The following is a 24,920-nucleotide window of genomic DNA, read 5'->3' as shown; positions in this document are numbered from 1 at the left end:
TCCATATTTCACGTCGGTGCAGTGTCGATTGTCAGATTTTATACCGCATAATCGACCTTGTCGGCCTTCCACAAGGCATCGTGTTTGCCCCAATAGAGGTCGTATATTTTCTGTGTAACCGGACCGGGTTTGCCGTTTCCATAAATGTTGTCGTCAACTTTGGTAACGGGCATAATACCACCGGCTGTCGATGTGATGAAAACCTCATCCGCAGCAGCCAGTTCTGCGACCTTCACCGGACGCACTTCGATTTCCAGGCCTGCTTCCTCGGCAAGTTCAATGACTGTTCGCCGGGTCATACCTTCAAATATACCGCGATCCGGAGTCGCCAGCTTGCCATCACTGACCAGAAAAATATTAAAGCCTGCGCCTTCCGTGAGATTGCCTTTGCCATCTGTGAGAACAGAGACAACGGCATTCCTGTCGTAAGCTTCAAAAATCCCCATGGTCAAATCCAGCCAATGGAAGTTCTTGATGCGGGGGTCTATGGATTCGGGCGGAATGCGCTGCACGGAAGAGACAACCATGCTTAATCCATTGGCGCGCTGCTCATCATTCGCAATCCAGACAAAAGGCTGCGCAAAAGCATAGAACCGGTTCTCGCATTCGCGCGGATCGCGGGAACCGGGCTTGGGAACGCCTCGGGTGCATGTCATCTGCACATAAGCATTGGTCAGGCCGGAACGGCGCACCAGTTCATGAAGTATTTCGGCAATTTCGGCCTTGCTGTAAGGAAGGCTCATGCGGAGACCTTCCATAGACTGATGAAAACGGTCGATATAATCATCCAGTCTGAAAAAATACCCATTCCAGACATGGGTCACGTCATAGGTAGCATCGGAACGAACAAAGCCGCGATCCGTGATCGGTATTGCAGCCTGTTTCAGCGGGACGTACTCACCATGAATAAATGCAAATCCGTCTTTCGGATCATGGATTGTAATAGTCATAACTTCCTCTTGTCCTGGTTTATCAGTTCGATCACATCGCGCGATCATCCCTGTCCTCACCCATCAACCAATTACGTCGGCAAACTAGCAGGCCAGACGATTATTGGATACAAATAAATGATAAATCTGCTTTCTTGCTAGGAAAATATAATTTTTCAACCTAGATTGAATACATTGCATTGCGTGAGATTTATGAGATTGGGAGAGACTAAGTGTCTTTGACTTCGACGGCAACACTTCCGGGCCTGCGCGGAACAGAGCATATCGGCTTCACTGTTCCAAATCTGGAAGAGGCGATAGACTTTTTTGTAAACATTATCGGATGCGAACTGTTTTATCGGCTGGGGCCATTTCAATCGGATACGGACTGGATGGAAACTCAGTTGAATGTTCATCCGCGCGCCGTCATGAAGCAACTGGCATTTCTACGTTGCGGCCATGGTTCCAATTTCGAGATTTTCGAATATAGCGCACCGGAACAGAATACGCTCCAGCCGCAGAACAGCGACATTGGCGGCCACCATCTGGCGTTTTATGTGGATGATATGGAAGCTGCGGTCGATTATCTTCGCCAAAAAAACATCCGCATTCTTGGAGAGCCGGTCATACGCGAGGACGGACCAAGTGGAGGTCAAACCTGGGTTTATGTTCTCACGCCATGGGGAATGCAGCTCGAACTTGTTTCATTTCCGAACGGAAAGAATTACGAAGAGAACTCCACCGGCAGATTATGGAACCCCGTTGAACCGGCCAGATAATCTTCTATAGTACCCAATCAATATTCAAAATTCAGGGCGCGGAACACCTTCATGCTAGTTGAGAATCGACCAGTATCGGCAATCACCAGTAATCGCATAACTGATGCGATGCGTGAAGCAATTCTGAAAGGCGAGCTAAAGCCCGGTAGCCGTCTGAGACAGGAAACACTCGCCGCTGCCTATAACAGCAGTCGCATTCCCGTGCGCGAAGCCCTGCGGCAATTGGAGAGCGAGGGGCTGATCACCCTCGTGCCAAATAGCGGCGCCTGGGTATCAAAACTGGATCAGGCCGAATGCGTGGAAATTTACAAGATTCGAGAGCAGTTGGAGCCGCTTGCACTTCAGGAAAGCTGCCCGCATCTCTCAGATGAGACATTGGATCAGCTAGAGGTGCTTGCGCAGGATATTGAAGCTGCACAGGATATTGATGATTTCTTACGTCTCGACAGGGAGTTTCATCTGTTGAGCTATGAAGGCTCAAAAATGGTCAATCTCATTCAGATGATCCACCAGTTCTGGAACACGACCCAACAATATCGGCGTGCTTATGCGCTTTCAGTCGAGATCAAAAATCTGACCCCGGTTTATCACGAGCATTGGCTAATGGTAGATGCTCTCAAGCGTCGTGATGGCAAACACGCCAGCATTTTGCTCAGGAGCCACATCCGCCGGACCCGGTTGCAACTTATGCAACGCAGCGATCTGTTCGAATGATATAATATTATGACACGTGCAAGGAATTAAACACTGATTGCCTGCAACACAGCCTTTGCATGATCTTTATTCAAACAGGAGACGTCGCCGCTTCGGCTTTCTCCTGCACAGCAACCAGCGCATAGCTCCAGCGCACGTCATCCTGCATGGCTCGCTTGGCAGCGAGAGGATCACGGGCTTTCAGCGCTCCGATGAAATCGAGGTGCTTATGGTCCTTCCCGGTCAACTGCCGAACGGGAACCTCCTCATGGAATGTTCTCAGGAAGGGCCCCATTAGCATCCACATGTTTTCGCAGATGGATTCAATATAGGGCATGCCTGCAAGTTTCAGTATCCGGAAATGGAAATCCCGGTTAATGCGGCTTGCAAGTTCCGGGTCACTTTTGGCAGCCTTGTTAAAACTGTCATTTAGCGCCTGAAACTCCTCAATCTGCTCGGCTGTCACAATTTCGGCAACCCGATATGCGGCTATACCTTCAAGTTCGACGCGGATGGAAATGATTTCCCGCAGGTCCTGGGATGTCAGCTTCGGAACCACAATCGACGTTGCTGCCCGCACCTCCAGCGCCCTTTCGCTCGCCAGACGAAAGATCGCCTCGCGCACGGGAGTGATGCTGGTGCCGTATTGTTCAGCAAATGCCGCAATAACCAATCTCTGGCCGGGCTTGAAGTGCCCATCCATCAATCTGCGTCGCAAATCCTCGTAAAGCTGTTCCGAAAGGTTTGCGCGGTTAAGCGGCTTGGTGGTTGGCATGAACATCTCCCAGTATCAGATGGCAGAAATATATTACACGTCCTCATACTGTCAGTGTCAGGTAAATAAAAGCAGCCCTCGCAAAAGCGTCTCTGTTACGATTTGAGAAATTCCTCCGCGACACTGCGGATACCTGCCGCGTCGAGCTTGTAATGCGCGTAGAGATGGGTCGGAGGCGCAATGAGGCTATACTCGTCGTAGATGCCGTGGCGCTTGAGCTTCACGCCCATACCTTCATCGGTGAGAACTTCCGAAACGGCTGCACCCAGCCCGCCGAGCACATTGTGTTCTTCCACGGTCATCATCTTCCTGGTGCGTGCTGCAGCCGAAAGAATAGCGTCCCGGTCGAGAGGCTTGATCGATGCCATATCAATGACACCTATCGAACGGCCTTCCGCATTCATTGCGCGCGCTGCTTCAAGCGCGCCGTGAACCGCCATGCCGCAAGCAATGATGGTCAGCTCTTCGCCCTGGAGATGCTCATGCGCCTTGCCAAAGGTGAACGTGATATCCTTGTCGTAAACGACTGGATCACGACCACGGCCAATTCGGAAATAGATCGGGCGATCATGATCTGCCGAGGCACGGATCGCGGCTTCAAGCTGAGCGCCATCGGCCGGAGAGACTACGGTCAGATCCGCAATAGAGCGGGTCGTGGCAATGTCCTCCGTCGCATGATGGGAGGTGCCGTAGAAGCCAAGCGAGATACCGGTGTGGTGGCCGATCAGGCGTACCGGCTGTGCCGAATAAGCGATGTCCATGCGGATTTGTTCGCAGGCAAGCAGTGCTACAAATGATGCAAAGGTCGCGACAAAAGGGGTGACGCCGCAGGTAGCGATGCCAGCCGCCGCGCTCACCATGTTCTGCTCGGAAATGCCGAACGAGACGTAGCGGTCCGGATAGGCTGCAGCAAAACGGTTCAGACCGTTCGAATATTGCAGGTCCGCGGACCCGGCCATGACATTGTGACCAGCTTTGACCAAATCGATCAGGCCGTTGGAAAGGTGATCGAGGCCGGGATTAACGGAGTTGAGGCCGCGGTACTGCCAGGAGTTCGGGGAAAGAGGGCCGGTCATATCAGATCTCCCTGGAGTTGATTTCAGCGATAGCAGCGTCGGCGTCGGAAGGATCGAGGTAGCCGAGGTGCCAGCCCGGTTCGGTTTCCATGTAGGAGACACCCTTGCCCTTGACCGTCCTAGCGATGATGCAGACCGGCTTCTCGCGGGTGTCATCAGCGCGGACGCAACGCAACAGTTCTGTCGTGGCAGCAACATCGTGGCCATCGACAATGTGGACTTCCCAGCCGAATGCACGCCATTTTTCGTCAAGTGGCTCGATGTTCATGACGTCGTCAACTTTGCCATCAAGCTGATATCCGTTACGGTCAATGATGGCGATCAGGTTCTTCGCCTTGTGCTGGGCAGCCGACATCGCCGCTTCCCAGACTTGACCTTCCTGCATTTCGCCATCACCCATCATGCAGAAGACCTTGTAGTCTTCGCCGGTCCAGCGCTGGGCGAGAACCATCCCGAGACCATTCGATAGGGCATGGCCGATTGATCCCGATGAAAAATCGACACCGGGGACCTTGCGCATATCCGGATGGTCGCCGAGCGGGCTGCCGAGACGCGTGTAGCTGTCCAGCCACTCCTTCGGGAAAAAGTCGAGGTCCGCATAGATTGGGAAAAGACCAACAGCGGCATGACCCTTGCCGATTGTGAAACGGTCGCGCGAAGCCCAGCCCGGTTCCCCGCGACGGATTTTCATGACGTCGTAATAGAGCGCCGCAAAAATCTCGGCCGCCGAAAACACTGACGTGTAATGGCCGGTCTTTGCGATGTCGATAAGGCGCACGGTTTCAAGGCGAATGAAGCGTGCTCGCTCCTTCAGCATGGCCACCGTTTCATCGGATGGCATGAAACTGTTTGATTTGAGTGCTTCCGAAATACCTGTCGATGAAGCCATCCGTGATCTCCTGCTTGCATATGGGAAATTACACCATCCGCCTCGACCTGACGCATCGCATCAGGCCAGAGTATGGATGAAATTGCGGGAATGCCGTGCAACCAATGTGGACCGCGCGATAATCCGGTAGACGTAGGCATCGTTATGAACGAAGCGCCTTGCCGAGATCGATTGCCTTGCTGCCTCCAATGGCGAAAGCATTATCTACCTGCCACTCCAGAAGCCCACACCTCTTCCGATCAGCGAAGATCGGCTTTAGCGGCATAATCCAGGCAGGCACTGACAATTAACGCATTTGGATTGTTCATTGCGCCCTCCTCTATCGACCTCTCCTTAAGTCGTGAGTTGAATACCAGTGCTCCCCACAAGTGTCAAACATCATATATGATATATTTTATCGTGTACATTATTTTATCAGGTCGAGAATCGCTTCTATACGAAGGGGTAAGCCGGATAGTTTGACTGACGCGACCCCACCAAGCCTACAATCATGCGTACTATTCTTGGGCTTATGCCAAAGCCATGACCGCTCATTCCTGTAGCAATCGTAAGGCCCTTGCTGACGACGTCAAAAGCTTGCAACATGTATAATGAAGCCACTTTACGCAGGGCTCGCGCGCAGCAAAGTCTTTCCATAAGGAAGCCCGCTGCGGTGATCGTCGTGTTGGTTCCAATATGGTAAGTAGTGAGACATCCATGGCTATTGCGCGATGCAATCACATTGAACGCCATACGCGCATCTGCTTTGTCTACTCAAGTAAAATCAGACTGCATAACTTCGATTAGTGTTGGTTTCTTTCGCGTACCGACCCGCATCAGTTCTTTATGCAGATCTTTATGATTCGCCACACGACATCCATAGCAACCGTATGCTTCAGCGAGCTTAACGAAATCAGGCTGATAAGGATGGCAGGCGATTGGTTCCATCCCTGCCTCCCTGAAATTTTGAGCAATCATGTCATAAGATTGATTATTCCACACGATGATTGCAACTGGGATTTCAGCCTCCGTAGCGGTCGAGAGTTCATTAATTGAAAACTGGATACCTCCGTCACCTAGCAACGCAACCACCGGCCGATCTGGAACTGCCAGCTTAGCGCCGAACGCCGCAGGTAGTGCATACCCGAGAGTCCCAAATCCGGTCGCAGCGCAGGCAAAACTACGAGGCGTCTCGGGATGATATTGGCTCGCAGCAAAGTAAGCTGGCTGGGTTGAATCACCCACTAAAAGCATGCCAGGTAACGCCTGCTGCAACGTATCAAAGAAAGTTTGATATCCAAGGCTGTCAACTTTAGCCAACGCTATATTTACATGCCGGGCCCGCAGGGCGCCATTCCGAGGGCTACGCGGAATCAGAGGCAGTAAAGCTTGCAAGGCAAGCTTGCTGTCAGCAAAAATAGGTAACGTCGGCAATGCATTGCGGCTTAGCTGCGCAACATCATGATCAATACGAATTAGTTTAGCTTCCCCAAAACTGAAGCGACCATTAAAGAAGAAATCATAGTCCGTTTCCGCTACTTCTGTACCAATCGCCAAAACAACGTCGGCGTTATGATAGAGTTCTCGCACCTCTTCAAAGGAGGGACTCCCGGCAATGTAGAGTGGATGGGAAAAGGGCAAGATACCCTTTGCATTTTGAGTGACTGTCACTGGAGCATCAAGCTTCTCAGCCAACTCACGGATTTCTTCAGCGGCATTGATTGCTCCGCCACCTAGAGCAATTACGGGACTGCAAGCTGAATTCAATATATCAGCTGCTGCCTGAATCGCACTTACTTCTGGCGCAGCAAGGCTCGGAGAGGGCCAGAGCGCCGACCTTACATGTGTAGCATCAGCGGTAATGACATCTTGAGGTACGATAATATGGACCGGCCCTGCTCTCTGTGACCTAAAAATTGCGAAGGCACGCGCAAGCACCATCGGTAATTCGTCCGGACGCATTAGCGTATGCGACCAAACACTGCATTGCGACATTGCAAGCGATAGGTTATTGACCTCATGCAGTCTTCCCTCGCCCAAGCCTCGTTTGTAAGTCGCATTATCGGCTGAAATTACCAGCATGGGAATGCTGTCCTGCAACGCCTGGCTCATAGCAGTTGCTATATTGAAAGCACCGGGTCCAGACACGGTCAAACAAACAGCAGGGCGGCCTGTCGCGCGGGCATAACCATCCGCCATAAATCCCGCTGCTTGTTCATGCCGCGGCGTCACATGGCGAATACCAGAACCTATCAGCCCACGGTAAAGCTCGATTGTGTGCGTACCGGGGATACCAAATGCTGTATCAATACCGTACGCGCCCAGCATTTCCATCAATTTTTCGCCGCAAGTAGACATATGTCTCACGCTATCCATTTTTCTTAGGTAATGATGGGCTGAACATCATAAGGCTGAGAATTTCAAACAGCATTTGAGCGCCATTCTGCGCTGTATTGCTCGTGGCGTCATAGGCAGGAGCTACTTCGACCACGTCCCCTCCAACCAGATTTATTCCTTTCAGGCCACGTAAAATTGCTTGTGTCTCTCGTGGCGTCAGGCCCCCTCCCTCAGGGGTACCGGTACCGGGTGCGAAAGCTGGGTCAAGAGAGTCAATATCAAAAGAAACATAGGTTGGGCCATTACCAACCACTTCGCGGGCTTTTTCGATAATCGCCGGGATCCCCATCTGATCCATTTCGTGTGCGTTAACGACCGTCATACCCGACAGGATTGAAAATTCGTTCGTGAAGCTGGCGGGACCACGAATACCTATCTGAATCGTACGTTTGGGATCCAGAACCCCATCCAATACCGCATTTCGAAATGGCGCACCATGATGAAAACGCTCCAGATCATAGACGCCTCCAGTATCGCAATGAGCATCGATATGTACCATGCCCACCGGCCCATCTCGACCAAGAACCCGCAAAATCGGATGGCTGATCGAATGGTCACCCCCAACCGAAAGTGGTATGACACCAGCATCAACCAGCTTGCTGATGAATATCTCTATGTCGGCATGGCATTGGTCCAAATGAAATCGGCTGCGAAAAGGGATATCGCCTATATCCGCAACAGATAGTTCGTGTACTGGCGCAACATTAAGCCCATCATTATATGGTCCCACTCGTTCGATAGTCCGCAGAGCTCTTGGGCCAAAACGTGACCCGTTTCGATTGGTAACTGCCAGGTCCATTGGCATACCTACAAGCGCAACTTGAAGGGTTTCCAAATTCTCAATGCTGGGATCAAGGGACGGCGCGTCCAGAAAAGTTGGAAATCCAGCATAAGGCGCCGGTCGGAAACCGACCTTTCGCGATATTATCTCCGAAATTCGTTTTGCGTTTTCATCTATGAACAACCCTGCTTCAGCGTTCCCATAAGTTTCCCGAAGCTCTTCCAGAGTCATGGTGTGTTCATGCATAATAATAGCCCTCTTAATAACGTATATTGTGGGGGTTAGACCTGACCGGAAACAAACCTCTTGAAGCGCTCGCTTCTTGGGTTCTGAAACATCTCGGCGGCTGGTCCTTCATCTTCTATTGCACCCTGGTGCATGAACACCACGCGATCCGATACATCTCTGGCAAAACCCATTTCGTGCGTAACAACCAACATTGTCCGTCGTTCTTCAGCTAACGTTCGAATGACCTTCAGAACCTCGCCCACGAGTTCGGGATCCAACGCTGAGGTAGGTTCATCAAACAGCATCGTCTTCGGTCGCATAGCAAGAGCGCGCGAAATTGCAGCCCGTTGTTGTTGTCCTCCGGACAAATGGCTTGGATAACAATTGCGCTTGTCCGCTATTCCCACTTTCTCCAATAGTATTTCTGCTTCTTCTATTACTTCTTTTCTTGGTCGTCCTTGAACGCGTATGGGAGCTTCAATCACATTATCGAGGATAGTCATGTGAGACCAAAGATTGAAGCTTTGAAAAACCATTCCCAAAGAAGATCTAATCCGTTCAACCTGCCGGCGATCTGCTGGCACGACTCTGCCTGAGCTTAACTTTTTCAGCCGTATATTCTCGCCGGCAATCGCGATGTCCCCCTTGTCGGGCACCTCGAGTAGATTGACACAGCGCAGCATCGTACTTTTGCCAGATCCTGACGAGCCGAGAACAGAGATAACCTCCCCCTCTTTTGCCTCTAAGGAAATACCTTTCAGAACTTCAAGAGAACCAAAGCTTTTGTGCAAATTATTGATGCTCACAACAGGCACTTCACCCATCTTAGACATAACCTTCCTTCTCTCGCGTCGAGGGATGTTGGAATTTAGCCCTATCGTCCTGAAATCTTGGGGAAAGCGCGGATGGCGCCGGACGCAGGTGTGGAGACAGCCAATATTCAAGGAGAAGGACAAAACGTGTTAAAATGAAATTGATCACGAGGTAGATCAGGCCCGCACAGATGAAAATCTCTGTGGCTCGGTAAGTTTGAGACATCAATTTCTGAGCTATCCCGGTGACTTCCATCAAGGTTATGATAGATGCCAACGATGTTGCCTTTACGAGGCTGACAACCTCGGAGGAATACGCTGGCAATGCCTGACGTATCGCAATCGGCAGGATGATCCTGCGTAGTAGTAACACAGGCGACATCCCGTAAGCTTTACCCGCTTCCACCAAGCCGGTCGGGACAGACATGAAACCGCCACGCATGACTTCAGAAGTATATGCGGCAGAATTGAGCGTAAGGGCTAAGAGGGCGCACCAATAGGGTTCCCTGAAGAATGGCCATGCAAAACTCTGCCTTATTAACTCGATCTGGCCCAGTCCGTAGTATATAATAAAAAGCTGTATTAAAAGCGGGGTGCCTCTAAACATGAATACGATAAGTTTTGCAGTACTGGCGAGTAACCAGCTTCCAGAAAGTTGCATCAGAACGAAAACCAATGCAAGAACTCCACCCAAGGCTAATGCCGTAAGGGCTAATTGGACGGTCAATGGCAAGCCATACAAAAGTTGACCCATAATCTGTGCCATAAACGAGAGTTCCATCAGGCCCTCCTCATGCTACGGGAAGCAGACTTTTCGGCCCTGTCAAAGCCCCACATTGAAACGACAGTAATTGCAAGATAGAGTGCTGCTGCAGTAAAATAAAAATAGAACGGTTGCTGCGTTGACCCTGCACCAACCATCGCCTGACGCAACAACTCAACTAGTCCTGTGACAGAAACCAATGCAGATTCTTTGACCGCTATCTGCCAGCAGTTACCAAGCCCAGGCAAAGCAATACGCATAACCTGCGGGACAATGATGCGTCTAAATACGAGCGAGTTTCGCATTCCGATCGCATACGCAGCTTCTAGTTCGCCTTTTCTCATCACGGAGAAAGCGCCTCTGAATACTTCAGCCTGATACGCGGCAGAAACTAACCCAATAGCAATCGCACCTACAGCGAGAGCAGGCATGCCTATAAAACCCGTATTTCCAAACGCTTCCCCTATCATGCTCAAGAATGCGCTGCCGCCAAAATAAAAAACATAAATTACAAGAAGCTCAGGGATGCCACGTAGAACAGTAATGTAAAGATCCGTTAAGTACTGGACGGGTCGGCTGCCGCCGATCCGCCCCCAAGCCAGTAAAGAACCCAAAGCCGTTCCCAAAATGAACGCAAACAGGGATACTAAGATGGTAGTAAGAGCGGCGAAGAGAAGCGCATTCGCCCATCCCTGCCCAACCATTATTTCTATATATTTGATCATAGCATCGGCCGTTTTAAATTGCCTGATGTTGAGTGTACAATACTTCTAATCGTGGATTCTTCAGAAGTACCAAATTGAAGTTTACTTACCGGGCGTCATATCAACGCCAAACCACTTAACCGAAAGTTCTTTCAGCGAACCGTCCTTGATCATGGAGTTTATCGCATTATCAAACTTGGTCTTCAGAGCAGTGTCCTCTCGGCGCATACCTACCGCAATCCCATCGCCCAACACATCGCCAAAGAATTTCGGCCCGGTTGTTTGATATTTTTCTGCGAGTTCGGGCTTACTCCAAGCGGTTCTCAGTGCACTTCCCAGTGCGAGAATGCCGTCAATTCGGCCAGCCGCCAAGTCAAGATCATGTTGTTCAGTGGTATTATACTCACGTATCGTAACAGTGTCTGAAAAGTTTTCTTCGAGAAATTGTGATAAGGTCGTCGATCCCTGTACGCCGATAATCTGACCTTCAAGCATCGGCTTCATTGCTTCGATGATCCCTGAAACCTGGGCTTTATCCGCTTTCAGATCAATCTCCTGACCCGCCTGCGGTAATTTTGAAAGGGGTGCATCCTTGGGTAAGCCGAACGATGCAGGGTCCAGCGCATATGCACGGGAGAATGCGATCGTTTTTCTTCGCTTTTCCGTCGAATTCATTCCGGCAAAAATGGCGTCGAATTTGCCCGCTGTCAGCGCTGGGATAAGCCCCGCAAAATCGTTAGTAACAATTTCGCATTCAACACCCATTCGTTTGCACAGTTCACGCATCATGTCGATTTCAAAACCAACAAGTGTAGTCCCGTTTTCCATGTAGCCCCAGGGCTTATATGCCCCTTCCGTTCCAAGCGTGAGACTTTTTCTGGGTTCTGCAGTAGCGGAACTCATTACCCCGGTAAAAATAGCGAGTGCGGCAGCGGTTAAAGTTACTAGTTTCATGGCTTGGCTTCGTCCCCTGATTATTGGTTATTTCGTTTATTATTATATGTTGCACGAAATTATTTAGTGGCAGCCGCGCAGCAACATCCTGCGCGCGCCTCTACGGGGTTCCTTGCAACATGAGAAAACGGTAATATGTTCAGAAAATAGAATAAATAGTAATTATTAGCCGATATGTTTCATATTGATGCAATTAGAAGCCTGAATGCGCGGCGTCTTTTTTCGTTGCTCGAATGATCCTCAAGAATTCTTCTAGGAGCGCCGAGTGATCACGATTCTTCGACCAAACGAGATTAATTGGATATCTGTACTCAAAAACATGAGGCAGAACCTCCACGCATCCATCAACTTGAGGGCTACGAGTGTGGCTCGGAAGAAATCCGAGATAAATACCTGATCGCACCAGCATATCTACCGCCTCAGTCTCCAGCACTGTCGGCCCCCGGGCAAAGCGCTGTTTGAGATCTATCTGGATGTCTGCCTCCCGATACCCCCGATAGATTAGTTCATATCGATATACTTCTGCCTCACTCACTTGTTCGCCATTGCGTATTTTTCTTGCAACAGGATGGTTGCCGCCCGCATATAAAGTATTTCTTTCAACATATAGACGTTCGTAGCTCAGTTCCGGTAACATTTGATAATTCATTACGATCCCGCAATGTAGCCGCCCATCAATGAGCTTTCGTTCAATTTCGCGCGGTGCGCCAACTGAAATGTCTATGATGACGTTCGGGGCAAACAGCGCATATCGATGTAGGGCATCAAGCAAGGGATTTTGCGGGTCCGAGAACGTATAGTCAACAACACCGACGCGTAAAGTACCAACAATATCGTCAGTAATACTTGAAATATTAATTGAAAACTCATTGGTTGCTATCAGTAACTGCTCGATATATTCGAGGGCCAAACTTCCTTGCTCCGTAAGTCGGAGTCCGGATCGACCACGTTGGCGATGGCAAAGACGCACACCGAGTCGAGTCTCCAGATCAGAAAGATGCCGAGAAATTGTCGAGCGTCCTACGCCAAGTTCTGTTTCCGCTGCCGAAAAACTTCCACATTCCACGACTTTGGAGAACACACGCATCAATCGCAGATCGGTATCAGAGACGGTTCCGAAGAACGCCTTATTCCGCCTTTTACCCGCCATTTCGCACCTTCAGTAGCTTGATTAATAATTTCATCAAAACGAAACAAGTATTGTTATTATTCCACATAACAAATAATTAGCGTGTGTTAAGTGTACGATCAACTCAACCATTTCCAAAGAATGTGAGCGCATTGTAAGATCAAGAGTCTAGGTGAGCCTCAGGAAAATGTGGCCAAGCGCGCCGATGCCTACAGCTGCCGCCTTCAAACCAATCCAACCTGTCTCTCGACATCAGAGGCATTGCTCTGCAATGTCGATAGACAGTTTACGCCGGCCTCTTGCGAGAACAGCCAGCGGTGACATGAATTTTCACCCTGCCATGTTCGAGCGGCTCGTGTTTGCCGTTGCAGCCAGTGCAAAGACCGTAAGGGCAAGAGGAACAAATGAGAGCCAGAGCACCATGTCCCATCCATAAGCGGACAGCAAACCGCCAGACAGGAATGAGCCGACAGCCATCGTCCCGAACACGACAAAGTCATTGAGCGACTGCACGCGGGCTTTTTCTTCTGGACGATGCGTTTCCAGCACCATCGCCGACGCACCGACAAAGCCGAAATTCCAGCCGATGCCGAGCAGGATCAGCGTAGCCCAGAAATGCGCCACATCGATGCCCAGCAGTCCGACCGCCGCCGATATGCCAGTGAGTGCAAGGCCAGCCATGACTATGGGCGTCGCGCCGAAGCGTGTGATCAGTCGCCCCGTGAAGAAGCTGGGCGCATACATAGCAATCACATGCCACTGAAGGCCGAGATTGGACGATTCCTGCGATAGCCCACACATCTGCATGGCGAGCGGCGCAGCCGTCATGAGGAAATTCATGAGTAGGTAGGAAACGACCCCGCATATAACCGCGATGAGGAAGCGCGGCTGGCGGGCGATGATCCCGAGAGGCCGGCCGTAAACAACTTCTGCCGCGGTTGGTGCGGGCAGACGCACACCAAGCAGAATGACGGCGGATAGCGCCGCCACTGCCGCCTGCGCCACGAACGTCGCCGCGAACATATACGGCATCCACAGATACATGGTGTAGGTGACGAGCTGCGGCCCAATCACGCCCGCAAAGACGCCACCCGCCATGACGAAGGATAAGGCTCGCGGGCGTTTTTCCGCCGGAACACAATCAGCGGCCGCAAAGCGAAAGGAAAGAACGACAGCAGCATAAGCGCCACCAAAGAAGGTCGCGGCGCAAAACAGCCAGAACGAGCCAATCACGACAGCCAGCGCTGCGAGAAGGCCAACAAGCACGCCGCATCCCGTTCCGGCCAGAAAGGCGGCACGGCGACCGTGACGCTGGGTGATTGCGCCCGCCGGCAATGTGCATGCCGCCATGCCCACAACGAAGATGGAAATAGGCAAGGTCGCCAAGGCGGGGCTTGGCGCAAGCATGTTCCCAACAATTGCGCCAGTGGCATAGACGACAACCGAATTGGCACCAGCAAGGGCCTGCGCAATGGTCAGCCTTACGACATTGCTGCGGGCGTAATCATATTGAGACGGGGACGATGTTTCGAGGGCTGTGCTCGCGGCGGATTGCGACATGGAAATTCAACCTTAGAAGAGTTTTTCAGCGCATGGTACGCGGAAAGTGATGCATGAAATGCTATATCAAGCCTGCTCGGAGAACTCGACAGAAAGCCCGGCGGCCTTCCATTCCGGAAAACCATCCTCAAGCCGCAATGCACTGAAGCCTTCTGCGCGCAGTGCCGCCACGGCTTCATACGCATAAACGCAATAGGGTCCGCGACAGTAAGCGACAACCTCGGCGTCCTTCGGCAATTCACTAAGCCGCTTGTCAAGTTCAGCGAAGGGAATGTTGCGGGCACCGGGAAGATGACCCTGCATGAATTCATCCTCGGAGCGGACATCGAGCACGGTCACGAGGCCCGCATCCAATCGTTCCGCGAGCGCCTCACGGGATATCGCCTCCATCGTATCGCGTGAGTGGAAATAGTCATCCAACACACGGTTCACCTCGGCGATGTTGCGTTCGCCCACCCGACCGAGCGCGCTGAGCAGCGTCACGACTTCCGCGTCGCCGGCAAGGCTGTAAAGCACATGCTTGCCACGGCGTTCGGTCTCAACCAGCCGTGCCCGCCGCAGAATTTGCAGATGCCGCGACGTATTTGCAAACGACATGCCCGACTGCGCGGCCATCTCCTCGACGGAGCGCTGCCCCTGCGCCAGACTTTCCAGCAATTCCAGCCGGTTCGGATGGCCTAGTGCCTGGGCAATCTCCGCCAGGTTCTCGAAGATGGCCAGTTTCGGCCGGGGGCTTGCCATACGCAGCTCCGTCGATATTTCATTCAGCGGATTGATTGAATGATTTCTACCAGCTCGCTTTGCAAGCGGCAAGCCCAGGAACATGGTTCTCGTTCCACTCACTGGCGACAGCGGCATCGTCAATACCTTCGAACAAGCACGCCTGTTGGAATGGCCGTGGGGCATGCCGCAAAACCAAAACAACGGCTTAAGTTTGCCTTAAGCTCCACAGGCGAGGTCACCAAAATTGCATCAATTGGAGCTTGGCCATGCACGACTGTCATTCTTTCTCCCGCCGACGGGCGTATCTATTCGCCTATCGTGTTGAGCTGGCGAACTGTCCTGATGGGTCTGATCGCCGAGGGGCCGCGACGCGGATCAGCGATGCGGCGGTAGACACACTGCAAGCCTTGCTCGAACTGGCAAGGCAGCGCTGACATGAATGCGTTCGCCATCGGACCGTTGGTTTTTGCGCCTGACCGCTTCGCCGCCATTCTGGCAATCGCAGCGTTCCTGTTCCTCAACGAGATTCTCGCGCGGAAAGTAGACCGTCGTTTCTCATCCTGGGCCTGGGGTGCAACGATCGCTTTCATAATCGGTGCACGAGCCGGGCATGTGATTCAACACGGCGGAAACTTTCTCGCCGAACCGCTGCGCGCGCTTTACATATGGCAGGGCGGGTTCATGATCGAGGCGGGCATCGCATTGGCGCTCGCCTATACGCTCCTCCGGTTCAGGCGCGAACTTCGTCTTGTGCTATGGGCCGCGTTGCCAGCCGCAGCTTCAGCCTACGTCGCCTTCTTCATCTTGCAACTCACCGCGGGCGCGCCAGCCACTCCGCTACCATCGGGAGACACATTTCGTACGCTCTCCGGTACGCCATTCCAGCCAACCACGCTCAAAGGTGAACCGATTGTCATCAATCTTTGGGCGAGTTGGTGTCCACCGTGCCGACGCGAGATGCCAATGATGGCGGACGTCGCTGCAAACACCGGCGACGCACAGTTGGTCTTTGTCAACCAAGGCGAAGGCGTGGAGGCCATCCGACGCTATCTTGAGACCGAGAACCTCGAACTCGAACATGTCGTGCTCGACACATTGGGCGAATTCGGGCGCCACTACGGCGTACCCGGTTTGCCGGCGACGTTCTTCATTGGCAGCGATGGGATGCTGCAATCGGTACACATGGGCGAAATATCGCGTGAGACACTAGCCGCAGGGATCCACTTGATAGCGAAAGATGAAGCGGCTCGCTAATCGGTATGGGACCTACCGTATCTGCGCTATTATCTGCTGTCGTTTCGCGGTTTCCTTCAGCGTGGAAACCGCTGGTTATCCTCCAGAACGTTCAGGTCCATGTGGTTACGCATATAGCGCTCGGACGCCTTCTGAAGCGGCTGATAATCCCATGGGAAATAGGCACCATTTCGCAGCGCAGAATAAATAATATGGCGGCGAGCCTGGCTTAGACGCACATCGGCATCGTAACGCTCCAGATCCCATCGCTTATCCGCCAAGTGCAGGAACTGATCGAGTACCGCACGATGTCCCGGTTCGGAGGCAAGGTTACGGAGCTCGTCAGGGTCTTCAGCGAGATTGAAAAGCTGTGGCGGATCGGCACGGCAGATATTAAGCTTCCAAGACCCCTCCCGCAATAATACCATAGGCGTCACAGTCCCTTCCGCCGCATATTCAGCGGGCACGGCTCCACGTTGCTTGGTTCCTGACACGATCTCAAGAAGTGAAACACCGTCTGTCCATGGCATAATGCCTTTGAGATCGATGCCGGCCAAATCTGCGAGAGTAGGAACGACATCAAGCGTGGAAACAGGCTCTGTAACGAGGCGAGACTCAAGCTGCGGAGCGGCTATCATGAGGGGTACACGCGCGGAGCCTTCAAAAAAACTCATCTTGAACCACATGCCACGCTCGCCCAGCATGTCACCGTGATCTGAGGTGAAGACCACCAGCGTATCATCCGTCATACCGCAGCGCTCAATTACATCCAGCAAATTACCAATTTTCTCATCGACATAGGAAATATTGGCGAAATAAGCCTGACGCGCGGTCCTGATCTGCTCAGGCGTAAGAGTATAATCCTCCGCTTTTGCAGCCCATGATAGCCGTTCGCTATGCGGGTCGGTCTGGCTTCCCAGCAGCGGCCCGATCTTCGGGTCAAGCTCCGGAATATCAGCATAAAGATCGAAAAAACGCTTGCGCGCAACATAGGGATCATGGGGATGAGTAAAGCTTACGGTCAGGCACCACGGACGGGTGTCATGTCCGCGCGCGAGATCGTAGAGCTTGGCTTCGGCCTGATAGGCGACTTCGTCGTCATACTCAAGCTGATTGGAAATCTCTGCGATTCCCGCACCGGTGATAGAGCCCAGATTGTGATACCACCAGTCAATCCGTTCGTTCGGCTTGCGATAATCCGGCGTCCAGCCGAAATCGGCGGGGTAAATGTCGGTCGTTAAACGCTGCTCAAAACCATGCAGTTGATCCGGCCCGACGAAATGCATTTTCCCGGAAAGAGTGGTCTGATAGCCCGCATTGCGCAGGTGATGCGCGTAAGTTGGAATTTCGGACGAGAACTCGGCCGCATTGTCATAGACTCGCGTGCGCGAGGGCAATTGTCCCGACATGAAGGACGCGCGCGCAGGTGCACAAAGTGGGCTTGCCGTGTAGCAACTGGCAAAACGGGCCGAACGCTTCGCCAGTTTTCTCAAATTCGGCACATGAAGAAACTCCGCTGGACCATCCGGGAAGAATGTCCCATTGAGCTGATCGACCATCAGAATAAGGATATTGGGTTTTTTCATCTGAGCGAACCATGAACAAGTGGTGAGAGAATCGCAGAAAGGGCGAGCGTTAACACGTCCGCCTCACAAGAATTCCAGCAGTAGATCAAAGGCCGAGGCTGGTCTTTACGGCCTCAGCGCCCGGCTCGCCTTTCAGCGTTGTAACGCCAGTGAGCCATTTGTCGATTTGTTCAGGATGCGCTTTCAGCCAGGCTACCGCGGCATCAGGACCTTCTGCGCCTTCGTTGAGGATTTTGTCCATCAACTCGTTCTCGATATCGATAGTGAAAACGAGGTTTTTGAAGAAGGTCGCAGCATTTGGGCAATTCGATGCCCATCCGGTGCGTGCCAGCGTATAAACTTCCGCACCGCCGTAATTGGGTCCGAAATAATCATCGCCGCCAGAAAGATATTCTATATTCAGTTTTGTGTTCATGGGATGCGGCGCCCATGCAAGAAACAGAACCCATTGTTGGTCGCGGCTTTTGCGATCGACCTGAGCCAGCATGGCTTGTTCACTCGATTCCACGACTTTCCAACCATCGAGCTTGAATTTTTTGTCATCGATGATCTTCTGAATATTCTGATTGGCTGGAGAACCGGGATCAATGCCGTAAATTTCCTTGCCGAACTTATCTGCATGCGCGGATATATCAGCGATGTCTTTCACACCTTGCTCCGCTACATAATCCGGTACGGCGAGCGTGAATTTTGCGCCTTCAAGATTCTTGATGAGAATCTCGGCAGCGTTGTTCTGGTCGAGATCTTCCCGAAACTTCTGCTGCGCTGGCATCCAATTGCCAAGGAAAACATCAATGTTGCCGGATTTGAGGGCCTCATAACCAATCGGTACAGACATGGTTTTGACATCGGCTTTATAACCGAGCCCGTCCAGCAGCACGCTGGCAATCGAATTCGTGGAAGTAATATCCGTCCAGCCCGGGTCTGAAAGCCGGATGGTTTCACATGCATCCGGATCTGCTGCCGATGCCATGCCGGTAAGTCCCGTAAAAACCGCAAATGCGAATGCCGTCAGTTTCAATTGGCTCATGGTGTGGCCCCTCTTTGCTTGGTGTGCAAAACATCTCTTATAATCGAAAACCATTATGTCTCGTATTCGAGCTTTAAGGAAAACACCTTTTGCTCTAAGGAAAAAGCCATTCAATTTTTATCAAAGGCATAGAGGTTCTTTATGATTTCTCCGTCTTGGAACTTGGGCAGCCTTAGTATTTTCGAAGCGGTGGGGCGTTTGGAAAATCTGACCCTTGCCGCGCGCGAATTGGGCATGACGCAACCCGCAGTCAGTTATCAGATAAAACGAATAGAAGATCGTCTCGGTGTCACTTTGTTCGCGCGGCGCGGGCGAGGCGTGGAAATTCTGCCGGAGGGGCGAATTCTTTATAATGCAGTTCAGTCCAGCCTTGCGGAAATCGAGGAGGCAATCCAACAGATCAGTCGTCGACAGCGGACACCAAGTCTGAGAATCGCCACCGATTATGGCTTTGCCGCTTTCTGGCTGATGCCCCGGGTCGGGCATTTCAGGTCAAAATATCCTGAAGTCGATGTTCGCATTACGGCGTCATCAATGCTTCAACCGGTTGATCAAAGAGAGGCGGATATTTCCATTCTTTTCGGCTCGCGCGGGGATTTTGCAACAGAAGCCGTTGCCTTTCTGGGCGAAGCCGTAGTTCCTGTCTGTTCCCCTCTTTTCTATAAAAAGCATGGCCCTTTTCCAAATGGCAAAGGGCTTGGCTCTGCACCACTCCTGCACCTCGATACCTTTCAGGGCCATCGCTGGTACACTTGGCAAGGCTGGCTGGAGGCGGTTGGCGAAGAGATCGACATCGACAATCGCGGGCTGGTCTTCAATACTTACAACCTCGTTGTCGAGGCTGCTATCGCCGATCAGGGCGTAGCTCTCGGCTGGGCCGGGCTAATAGATGGCGCGATCAGACGTGGGCAATTGGTACAAGCCTGTGATATGACCTTATCCAGCGACAAAGGCTATTGGCTGGTTTTCAGCCCTGATATTTCCGAAACCACGCGGGCGCTGGCCTCCGAATTGATTGGAATGGAGCCGGCATTATAAAGAATTATTCGAGATGAAGGGGCTTTCTGGATTCTCTCATCCGACTGGAAGGATATCCGGGACATATTGCCTCCATATCACTTAAGTTGCACGCCAATCTCGAGTGTCGAATTCGCACTTTGTCTACAGCTTATATATTCGTCTCAAGCTTGGGTGTCATCACCTCGAACATAGGTAAGGCCGCAGCTCCGAGCGCGGCTGTGAACTGGCCGGTCTGACCGCGCATTATTCTGGGCAAGACACGCATTTTTCTGCTGGCAACAGAAATAGGAAGATCGCTCATATGGAATATCAGAGCATCAATGATCGAATTGGGCAGCATTCCGCCCAGAATTATAGATTCCGGATCTAGAATATTCTCGATAATCGCAATCACCGGTGCAAGATGACTTGCGGCCTCCTTCACCCATTCAAGGATAACCGGATTGTCTTTCTGAAGCAGATATTCAAGATTTTCAAAGCTTGTGTCGGTGATGCCCGCTGACACCAGTTTTTGGTTCAACGCATAGGCCGATGTATAGGTTTCAAGACAACCCTGCTGTCCGCAAGAGCAGGAACGCCCACCCGGTGCAATTGATATATGGCCGATTTCGCCAGCATTGCCAAAGGCGCCGCGAAATGGAGCTCCCTCCTGAATCATACCAAGACCAATACCGGCACCGAAATAAATCATCGCGAAGCTGGCTATTGCGTATCCTGCGCCAAATAGCCGTTCACCGACCGCCGCCGCATTGGCGTCATTTTCAACGATCACCGGCTCGCCAAAAGCTTCAGTCAGCATAGCGGCCGCGTCAATGCCCGCCCAGCCCGGCAATGTCGTCGGGCCAACCGATGTCATGCCCTCAATGCCAAAGGGCCCAGGCATCACCACCCCAATTCCGAGCAAGGGCACATCGAATTCGGCTTTGATTTTATTGATTTCAATCCGCAGCTGATTACAAAGCGTTTCTGGCCGCGTGTCGCTTACCGGATAAACCTGCTTCTTGCGCGGCGTTCCCGAAAGGTCAAGAACAGTCGTGACCATATGAGCGGAACCCATTTCGATGCCGATGGTCATGGCGCCGGAGGGGTTGACTGCGAATTGAATAGGCGGCTGACCGCGCCCGGTCTTCAATCTGCCAAGTTGCATCAAAAGATTTTCGGCAACCAGTTCATCAACGATATTGGCGATTGCCTGTGCTGTCAGGTGGGTGAGACGAGCAATATGCATACGGCCTACAGGGCCGTGACGGCGCACAACATCCAAAACAACACGCCGATTATGATCCCGGATTCGTTCAGGATTCTTGCCGAGCGTAACAGTTTGCGTATTCACTTGCGCCATGGACCGTGAGCTGCCCGTCTGCGATGCCATTGCCCTCTCCAGATTTGCAATCATTGGAATACGCCACCGGGCTTTTAACAGCAATATATTAATTCAAGTAAATTATCTTATTGACAAGCGGGACACAAAAATGAAGCATAATAAAGTGGCAAGAAATTTGCCCTGCCGGCCTTGGAGGAGGTATGTCGCTTCAGATGTGCGGGCAGTAAGGGCCGTGTCAAAAACACGGCAGTGGTGGAACTGGCAGGTCGCTGGCCTGCATATACCTTGCCCGCGCAAAGTGCGGGGCAATGGGGAGGTCTTATGCAAATGGGTAAGTTGCTACTTGCGGGTCTTGTGGCCGGTTTGAGTTCTATGGCAATCAATGCCGCTCAGGCAGTTGAAATCGAATATTGGCAATATATTTTTGAATCGCGCGTCAAGACAATGGACACGCTGATCGAGAATTTCGAGAAAGCCAATCCCGATATCAAGGTCAAACAGGTCACATTCCCTTATGATGACTATCAGACCCGCGTAATTGCTGCGAAAATGGCGGGAAAAAGCCCGGATGTTATGCAGCTTTTCTACGGCTGGCTCGATAAGTTTGCCGCAGGCGGCATCTTGCAGCCGCTTCCGCAGGATGTGTTTCCGCATGACAAGATTGAAAGCGAATTCTTTCCAATCGTAGGCGCGATGAAACGCGGTGGCGAATATTACGGCCTGCCGACGGCTGTACGTTCGTTGGCACTTTTCTATAACAAGAAGCTTTTCGAGGAAGCTGGGCTGGATCCAAACACTCCACCCAAAAATCTGGATGAACTGGTCGATTTCGCAACGAAAACGACCAAGCGCGACGATGCCGGCAATCTTGTTGCCGAAGGTATCACGCTCGACATGCCTGGTCAGGATCAGCATTGGTGGCGCGAAGTTCTGGTGCGCCAGTTCGGTGGACAGCCTTATACCGATAATGACCGCAAGGTTGCCTACAATGATGCTGCTGGTGAAAAGGCGCTTGCTTTCTATACCGGCCTCCAGACCGAGCATAAGGTCGGCGAAGTTAAGTTCATGGACGAAGGTCATGCAGCCTTCCGCGCTGGTAAGGCGGCAATGACTGTTGATGGCACTTTCCGGCTGGCCGCCTTCAACACCATCAAGGACTTTGAATGGGGTGTAACCGAACTGCCAGCCAATGCGGACGGGGTGCGTTCGAACTATGCCAGCTACTTTGCCAATGGTATCAGCGCGTCGGCTGACGGCGAAAAGCTGGAAGCTGCTGCCAAGTTCCTTGATTACATCTCTTCGCCGGAAGCCATGGAAATCTGGTTGAAGGGTGTGGGTGAACTGCCTGCGCGTCGTTCGGTGGCTTTGACGGAAGCCAATCTGGCTGATCCGGTCTATGGTCCATTCCTTAAAGGTCTGGAATATGCACATACGACTATGTTCGTGGACGAGTTGAAGCAGCGTCAGATTGCGGTCGATATGGCCAACCGCGTCATTTTGCAAAACCAGCCGGTCAAGGAATCCCTTGATGAAGCCGCCAAGGCTGAGCAGACAGTTCTGGATGCGGCCAAGTAATTTCTAACGGGCCGGGCGGTTTTCATAATCAAAATTGTGGGCCTGTCCGGCTCGATTTTTGTGCAGCCTGTCCGGCTCTGTATTCGATTTTATACGGCTGTATTCTAAAATTCGACCAGCCGTCCGCTTTGCTATTATGGCACCTTGCCGGACAGCGGCGTATATCTCGCCGAAGGATTTTGAATATGACAATGACGGCTGAACCAGATCGCATAGCGCACAGGCCTTCCGGCTCGCGGCTTACTGATCGTCTGTCGATGAAAGCCAGAAAGCTGATATGGGTCTGGAGCTTTTTGGCTCTGCCAATTCTCTTTTATAGCGTTATCCGTTTTTATCCGACGATTGAAGCATTCTGGCTGTCTTTCACGGATTGGGATCTGATGAGCACTCCCAAATTTATCGGCCTTACCAATTATCAGAAGCTTTTTGCCGATCCGGAATTCTGGAAAGTTTTCAAAAACACTTTCATCTATCTATTGGTCGGCACCCCGATCAGCCTGATTATCGCTTTTGTCATCGCCTATTTTCTGGATCGTGTGCGCTTCATGCACGGTTTCATTCGAGCGCTCTATTTTCTGCCTTATCTAACCACGGCGGCAGCGATGGCCTGGGTATGGCGCTGGTTTTATCAGCCAGCCCCCATTGGCTTCATCAATAATATTCTAAGTGCTGTCGGATTGCCGCAGCAAGGTTTTCTCCGATCGCTCGATCAGGCGCTTTATGCCATTATGGCAACCTCCATCTGGGCAGGGCTAGGGTTTCAGATCATTATCTTTATGGCCGGCCTGCGCGCTATTCCGAACACATATTATGAAGCTGCACGGATTGATGGCCTCGGCGAATGGGCGATCCTGCGCAAGATTACGATCCCGCTACTAAAACCAACAACCGTCTTTCTGGTGGTGTTTTCCTCCATCGGGTTCCTGCGCATCTTCGATCAGGTCTACAATATGACCACGAATGATCCAGGTGGCCCACTGGGCTCGACAAAACCGCTGGTACTGATGATTTATCAAACCGCATTCTCATCCTATGCGATGGGCTATGCAGCGGCACAAACGATCATTCTTTTCATCATTCTGCTCTGCGTATCCCTGTTACAGCTCTGGATTCTGAGGGAAAAGAAATGACCGTGCCCGCACAAGCCAAACCGCTTCCCTTCCAGAACCTGAACCCCAGTCGCGCCATTACATGGACATTACTGTTCATCGGCGGTCTGATCATGATCACACCTCTGGCCTTCATGTTTTCGACATCGCTGAAAACCGCTAGTCAGGTCTATGATCTGCGGCTCATCCCGGCTGACCCGACCCTTCAAAACTATGCGTCCATTCTCGCTGACGGACGTTTTCTGCGCTGGTTCCTGAATTCGATGATCGTCGCGGTTTTCGTGACACTGTCAAACGTATTTTTTGACAGTCTCGTGGGCTATACCCTGGCGAAATTCCAGTTCCGCGGGCGTTATTTCATCTTCCTCGCGATCCTTTCGACGCTGATGATCCCCACTGAAATGCTGGTAATCCCTTGGTATCTCATGTCGAGTCAACTCGGCTGGCTGGATAGTTATTGGGGGATCATGTTTCCAGGCATGATGACGGCCTTTGGCACCTTCCTGATGAAACAGTTCTTTGAAGGCGTGCCGAATGACTTTCTCGAAGCTGCGCGTATTGACGGGCTTAACGAATTTCAGATCTGGTGGAAAGTGGCCATGCCGCTGGTGACGCCCGCACTTTCGGCTCTTGCAATTTTCACCTTCCTCGGCAACTGGACCGCCTTCTTCTGGCCGCTGATCGTCGCCACCAGTCCGGAGCTTTACACGCTGCCGGTCGGGCTTTCGAGCTTTGCGGTTGAGCAGTCCATCCAGTGGGAAATGATCATGACCGGCGCAGCCATTGCAACGCTGCCAACGCTTATCGTTTTCATGCTTCTTCAGCGTTATATCGTGCGCGGCGTTATGCTCGCTGGCCTTAAAGGTTGAACC

23 protein-coding genes are annotated in these 24,920 nt (G+C 51.9%); 7 read left to right on the top strand and 16 right to left on the bottom strand.

Features of this window, described 5'->3' with window-relative positions; translation table 11 throughout:
• Window positions 1-38: 38 nt before the first annotated feature.
• Complete coding sequence (locus KUG47_RS08255; RefSeq protein ID WP_254799426.1) at window positions 39-950, bottom strand: aminotransferase class IV; 912 nt, start codon at window positions 948-950, stop codon at window positions 39-41.
• Window positions 951-1,162: 212 nt separating this feature from the next.
• Between KUG47_RS08255 and KUG47_RS08250 the strand changes: the two genes are divergently transcribed.
• Both KUG47_RS08250 and KUG47_RS08245 read left to right on the top strand, forming a co-directional pair.
• Window positions 1,163-1,708, top strand: a complete 546-nt coding sequence (locus tag KUG47_RS08250; protein ID WP_217677494.1) for a VOC family protein — start codon at window positions 1,163-1,165, stop codon at window positions 1,706-1,708.
• A 51-nt stretch (window positions 1,709-1,759) separates the two neighbouring features.
• Window positions 1,760-2,422: a GntR family transcriptional regulator gene (locus KUG47_RS08245; RefSeq protein WP_217677493.1), complete on the top strand. Its 663-nt coding sequence runs from the start codon at window positions 1,760-1,762 to the stop codon at window positions 2,420-2,422.
• Between the two features lie 70 nt (window positions 2,423-2,492).
• On the opposite strand, the gene KUG47_RS08240 is transcribed toward KUG47_RS08245, so the two are convergent.
• The 12 genes from KUG47_RS08240 to KUG47_RS08185 form a co-directional block, all read right to left on the bottom strand.
• The gene (locus tag KUG47_RS08240) at window positions 2,493-3,176 is read right to left on the bottom strand and encodes a GntR family transcriptional regulator (protein ID WP_217677492.1); all 684 of its coding nucleotides are present in this window, start codon (window positions 3,174-3,176) and stop codon (window positions 2,493-2,495) included.
• A 95-nt stretch (window positions 3,177-3,271) separates the two neighbouring features.
• Window positions 3,272-4,252 carry a transketolase family protein gene (locus KUG47_RS08235; RefSeq protein ID WP_217677491.1) on the bottom strand — a complete coding sequence of 327 codons (981 nt, stop codon included), beginning with the start codon at window positions 4,250-4,252 and terminating at the stop codon, window positions 3,272-3,274.
• A gap of 1 nt (window position 4,253) precedes the next feature.
• Window positions 4,254-5,141 (bottom strand): transketolase, encoded by an 888-nt coding sequence (locus KUG47_RS08230; RefSeq protein ID WP_217677490.1) that lies wholly within the window; start codon window positions 5,139-5,141, stop codon window positions 4,254-4,256.
• A gap of 753 nt (window positions 5,142-5,894) precedes the next feature.
• On the bottom strand, window positions 5,895-7,478 hold the full coding sequence (locus KUG47_RS08225; protein ID WP_254799476.1) for a 5-guanidino-2-oxopentanoate decarboxylase: 1,584 nt from the start codon (window positions 7,476-7,478) through the stop codon (window positions 5,895-5,897).
• 10 nt (window positions 7,479-7,488) lie between these two features.
• Entirely contained in the window at window positions 7,489-8,544 is a 1,056-nt protein-coding gene (gene speB, locus KUG47_RS08220; protein ID WP_217677488.1) for an agmatinase, read from the bottom strand.
• A 35-nt stretch (window positions 8,545-8,579) separates the two neighbouring features.
• Window positions 8,580-9,359, bottom strand: coding sequence for an ABC transporter ATP-binding protein (locus KUG47_RS08215; RefSeq protein ID WP_217677487.1), 780 nt, complete (start codon window positions 9,357-9,359; stop codon window positions 8,580-8,582).
• Window positions 9,352-10,119 (bottom strand): ABC transporter permease, encoded by a 768-nt coding sequence (locus tag KUG47_RS08210; RefSeq protein WP_217677486.1) that lies wholly within the window; start codon window positions 10,117-10,119, stop codon window positions 9,352-9,354. The genes KUG47_RS08215 and KUG47_RS08210 overlap by 8 nt, the downstream gene beginning before the upstream one ends.
• Window positions 10,119-10,826 carry an ABC transporter permease gene (locus KUG47_RS08205; protein WP_217677485.1) on the bottom strand — a complete coding sequence of 236 codons (708 nt, stop codon included), beginning with the start codon at window positions 10,824-10,826 and terminating at the stop codon, window positions 10,119-10,121. Before KUG47_RS08205 ends, KUG47_RS08210 begins: the two co-directional genes overlap by 1 nt.
• Before the next feature lie 81 nt (window positions 10,827-10,907).
• Entirely contained in the window at window positions 10,908-11,759 is an 852-nt protein-coding gene (locus tag KUG47_RS08200; protein ID WP_217677484.1) for a transporter substrate-binding domain-containing protein, read from the bottom strand.
• Between the two features lie 193 nt (window positions 11,760-11,952).
• Complete coding sequence (locus KUG47_RS08195; protein WP_217677483.1) at window positions 11,953-12,909, bottom strand: LysR family transcriptional regulator; 957 nt, start codon at window positions 12,907-12,909, stop codon at window positions 11,953-11,955.
• A gap of 309 nt (window positions 12,910-13,218) precedes the next feature.
• Window positions 13,219-14,448 carry an MFS transporter gene (locus KUG47_RS08190; RefSeq protein WP_217677482.1) on the bottom strand — a complete coding sequence of 410 codons (1,230 nt, stop codon included), beginning with the start codon at window positions 14,446-14,448 and terminating at the stop codon, window positions 13,219-13,221.
• A 66-nt stretch (window positions 14,449-14,514) separates the two neighbouring features.
• Entirely contained in the window at window positions 14,515-15,189 is a 675-nt protein-coding gene (locus KUG47_RS08185; protein ID WP_217677786.1) for an ArsR/SmtB family transcription factor, read from the bottom strand.
• Between the two features lie 417 nt (window positions 15,190-15,606).
• Here KUG47_RS08185 and KUG47_RS08180 point away from each other — a divergent pair, with 417 nt between their 5' ends.
• A complete protein-coding gene (locus KUG47_RS08180; protein ID WP_217677481.1) occupies window positions 15,607-16,425 on the top strand; it encodes a TlpA family protein disulfide reductase in 819 nt (272 codons plus the stop codon).
• Window positions 16,426-16,481: 56 nt separating this feature from the next.
• Here the strand turns inward: KUG47_RS08180 and betC are convergent, their stop codons facing one another.
• Both betC and choX read right to left on the bottom strand, forming a co-directional pair.
• A complete protein-coding gene (gene betC / locus KUG47_RS08175; RefSeq protein WP_217677480.1) occupies window positions 16,482-17,990 on the bottom strand; it encodes a choline-sulfatase in 1,509 nt (502 codons plus the stop codon).
• 85 nt (window positions 17,991-18,075) lie between these two features.
• On the bottom strand, window positions 18,076-18,963 hold the full coding sequence (gene choX, locus KUG47_RS08170; RefSeq protein WP_254799473.1) for a choline ABC transporter substrate-binding protein: 888 nt from the start codon (window positions 18,961-18,963) through the stop codon (window positions 18,076-18,078).
• A 198-nt stretch (window positions 18,964-19,161) separates the two neighbouring features.
• On the opposite strand from choX, the gene KUG47_RS08165 reads away from it, so the two are divergent.
• Window positions 19,162-20,058 carry a LysR substrate-binding domain-containing protein gene (locus KUG47_RS08165; protein ID WP_217677478.1) on the top strand — a complete coding sequence of 299 codons (897 nt, stop codon included), beginning with the start codon at window positions 19,162-19,164 and terminating at the stop codon, window positions 20,056-20,058.
• 130 nt (window positions 20,059-20,188) lie between these two features.
• On the opposite strand, the gene KUG47_RS08160 is transcribed toward KUG47_RS08165, so the two are convergent.
• A complete protein-coding gene (locus KUG47_RS08160; protein ID WP_217677477.1) occupies window positions 20,189-21,412 on the bottom strand; it encodes an ROK family protein in 1,224 nt (407 codons plus the stop codon).
• A 279-nt stretch (window positions 21,413-21,691) separates the two neighbouring features.
• Between KUG47_RS08160 and KUG47_RS08155 the strand changes: the two genes are divergently transcribed.
• The 3 genes from KUG47_RS08155 (at window position 21,692) to KUG47_RS08145 (ending at window position 24,917) form a co-directional block, all read left to right on the top strand.
• Complete coding sequence (locus tag KUG47_RS08155) at window positions 21,692-22,939, top strand: extracellular solute-binding protein (protein WP_217677476.1); 1,248 nt, start codon at window positions 21,692-21,694, stop codon at window positions 22,937-22,939.
• A 185-nt stretch (window positions 22,940-23,124) separates the two neighbouring features.
• A complete protein-coding gene (locus KUG47_RS08150; RefSeq protein ID WP_254799424.1) occupies window positions 23,125-24,069 on the top strand; it encodes a carbohydrate ABC transporter permease in 945 nt (314 codons plus the stop codon).
• Window positions 24,066-24,917, top strand: coding sequence for a carbohydrate ABC transporter permease (locus tag KUG47_RS08145; protein ID WP_217677475.1), 852 nt, complete (start codon window positions 24,066-24,068; stop codon window positions 24,915-24,917). Before KUG47_RS08150 ends, KUG47_RS08145 begins: the two co-directional genes overlap by 4 nt.
• Window positions 24,918-24,920: the final 3 nt, after the last annotated feature.

The organism is Falsochrobactrum tianjinense (assembly GCF_019100495.1).
Taxonomy (GTDB): Bacteria; Pseudomonadota; Alphaproteobacteria; order Rhizobiales; family Rhizobiaceae; genus Brucella; species Brucella tianjinense.
The sequence above is the reverse complement of the archived record's forward strand: the minus strand, read 5'-3'. Positions and strand labels throughout refer to the sequence as shown.

What these genes read in the sequence shown, in the direction of transcription:
- KUG47_RS08255 (WP_254799426.1), bottom strand. Translation starts at nt 950, where the DNA reads ATGACTATTACAATCCATGATCCGAAAGACGGATTTGCATTTATTCAT.
- KUG47_RS08245 (WP_217677493.1), top strand. Translation starts at nt 1,760, where the DNA reads ATGCTAGTTGAGAATCGACCAGTATCGGCAATCACCAGTAATCGCATA.
- KUG47_RS08240 (WP_217677492.1), bottom strand. Translation starts at nt 3,176, where the DNA reads ATGCCAACCACCAAGCCGCTTAACCGCGCAAACCTTTCGGAACAGCTT.
- KUG47_RS08235 (WP_217677491.1), bottom strand. Translation starts at nt 4,252, where the DNA reads ATGACCGGCCCTCTTTCCCCGAACTCCTGGCAGTACCGCGGCCTCAAC.
- KUG47_RS08230 (WP_217677490.1), bottom strand. Translation starts at nt 5,141, where the DNA reads ATGGCTTCATCGACAGGTATTTCGGAAGCACTCAAATCAAACAGTTTC.
- KUG47_RS08225 (WP_254799476.1), bottom strand. Translation starts at nt 7,478, where the DNA reads ATGTCTACTTGCGGCGAAAAATTGATGGAAATGCTGGGCGCGTACGGT.
- speB (WP_217677488.1), bottom strand. Translation starts at nt 8,544, where the DNA reads ATGCATGAACACACCATGACTCTGGAAGAGCTTCGGGAAACTTATGGG.
- KUG47_RS08215 (WP_217677487.1), bottom strand. Translation starts at nt 9,359, where the DNA reads ATGTCTAAGATGGGTGAAGTGCCTGTTGTGAGCATCAATAATTTGCAC.
- KUG47_RS08210 (WP_217677486.1), bottom strand. Translation starts at nt 10,119, where the DNA reads ATGGAACTCTCGTTTATGGCACAGATTATGGGTCAACTTTTGTATGGC.
- KUG47_RS08205 (WP_217677485.1), bottom strand. Translation starts at nt 10,826, where the DNA reads ATGATCAAATATATAGAAATAATGGTTGGGCAGGGATGGGCGAATGCG.
- KUG47_RS08200 (WP_217677484.1), bottom strand. Translation starts at nt 11,759, where the DNA reads ATGAAACTAGTAACTTTAACCGCTGCCGCACTCGCTATTTTTACCGGG.
- KUG47_RS08195 (WP_217677483.1), bottom strand. Translation starts at nt 12,909, where the DNA reads ATGGCGGGTAAAAGGCGGAATAAGGCGTTCTTCGGAACCGTCTCTGAT.
- KUG47_RS08190 (WP_217677482.1), bottom strand. Translation starts at nt 14,448, where the DNA reads ATGTCGCAATCCGCCGCGAGCACAGCCCTCGAAACATCGTCCCCGTCT.
- KUG47_RS08185 (WP_217677786.1), bottom strand. Translation starts at nt 15,189, where the DNA reads ATGGCAAGCCCCCGGCCGAAACTGGCCATCTTCGAGAACCTGGCGGAG.
- KUG47_RS08180 (WP_217677481.1), top strand. Translation starts at nt 15,607, where the DNA reads ATGAATGCGTTCGCCATCGGACCGTTGGTTTTTGCGCCTGACCGCTTC.
- betC (WP_217677480.1), bottom strand. Translation starts at nt 17,990, where the DNA reads ATGAAAAAACCCAATATCCTTATTCTGATGGTCGATCAGCTCAATGGG.
- choX (WP_254799473.1), bottom strand. Translation starts at nt 18,963, where the DNA reads ATGGCATCGGCAGCAGATCCGGATGCATGTGAAACCATCCGGCTTTCA.
- KUG47_RS08165 (WP_217677478.1), top strand. Translation starts at nt 19,162, where the DNA reads ATGATTTCTCCGTCTTGGAACTTGGGCAGCCTTAGTATTTTCGAAGCG.
- KUG47_RS08160 (WP_217677477.1), bottom strand. Translation starts at nt 21,412, where the DNA reads ATGGCATCGCAGACGGGCAGCTCACGGTCCATGGCGCAAGTGAATACG.
- KUG47_RS08155 (WP_217677476.1), top strand. Translation starts at nt 21,692, where the DNA reads ATGGGTAAGTTGCTACTTGCGGGTCTTGTGGCCGGTTTGAGTTCTATG.
- KUG47_RS08150 (WP_254799424.1), top strand. Translation starts at nt 23,125, where the DNA reads ATGACAATGACGGCTGAACCAGATCGCATAGCGCACAGGCCTTCCGGC.
- KUG47_RS08145 (WP_217677475.1), top strand. Translation starts at nt 24,066, where the DNA reads ATGACCGTGCCCGCACAAGCCAAACCGCTTCCCTTCCAGAACCTGAAC.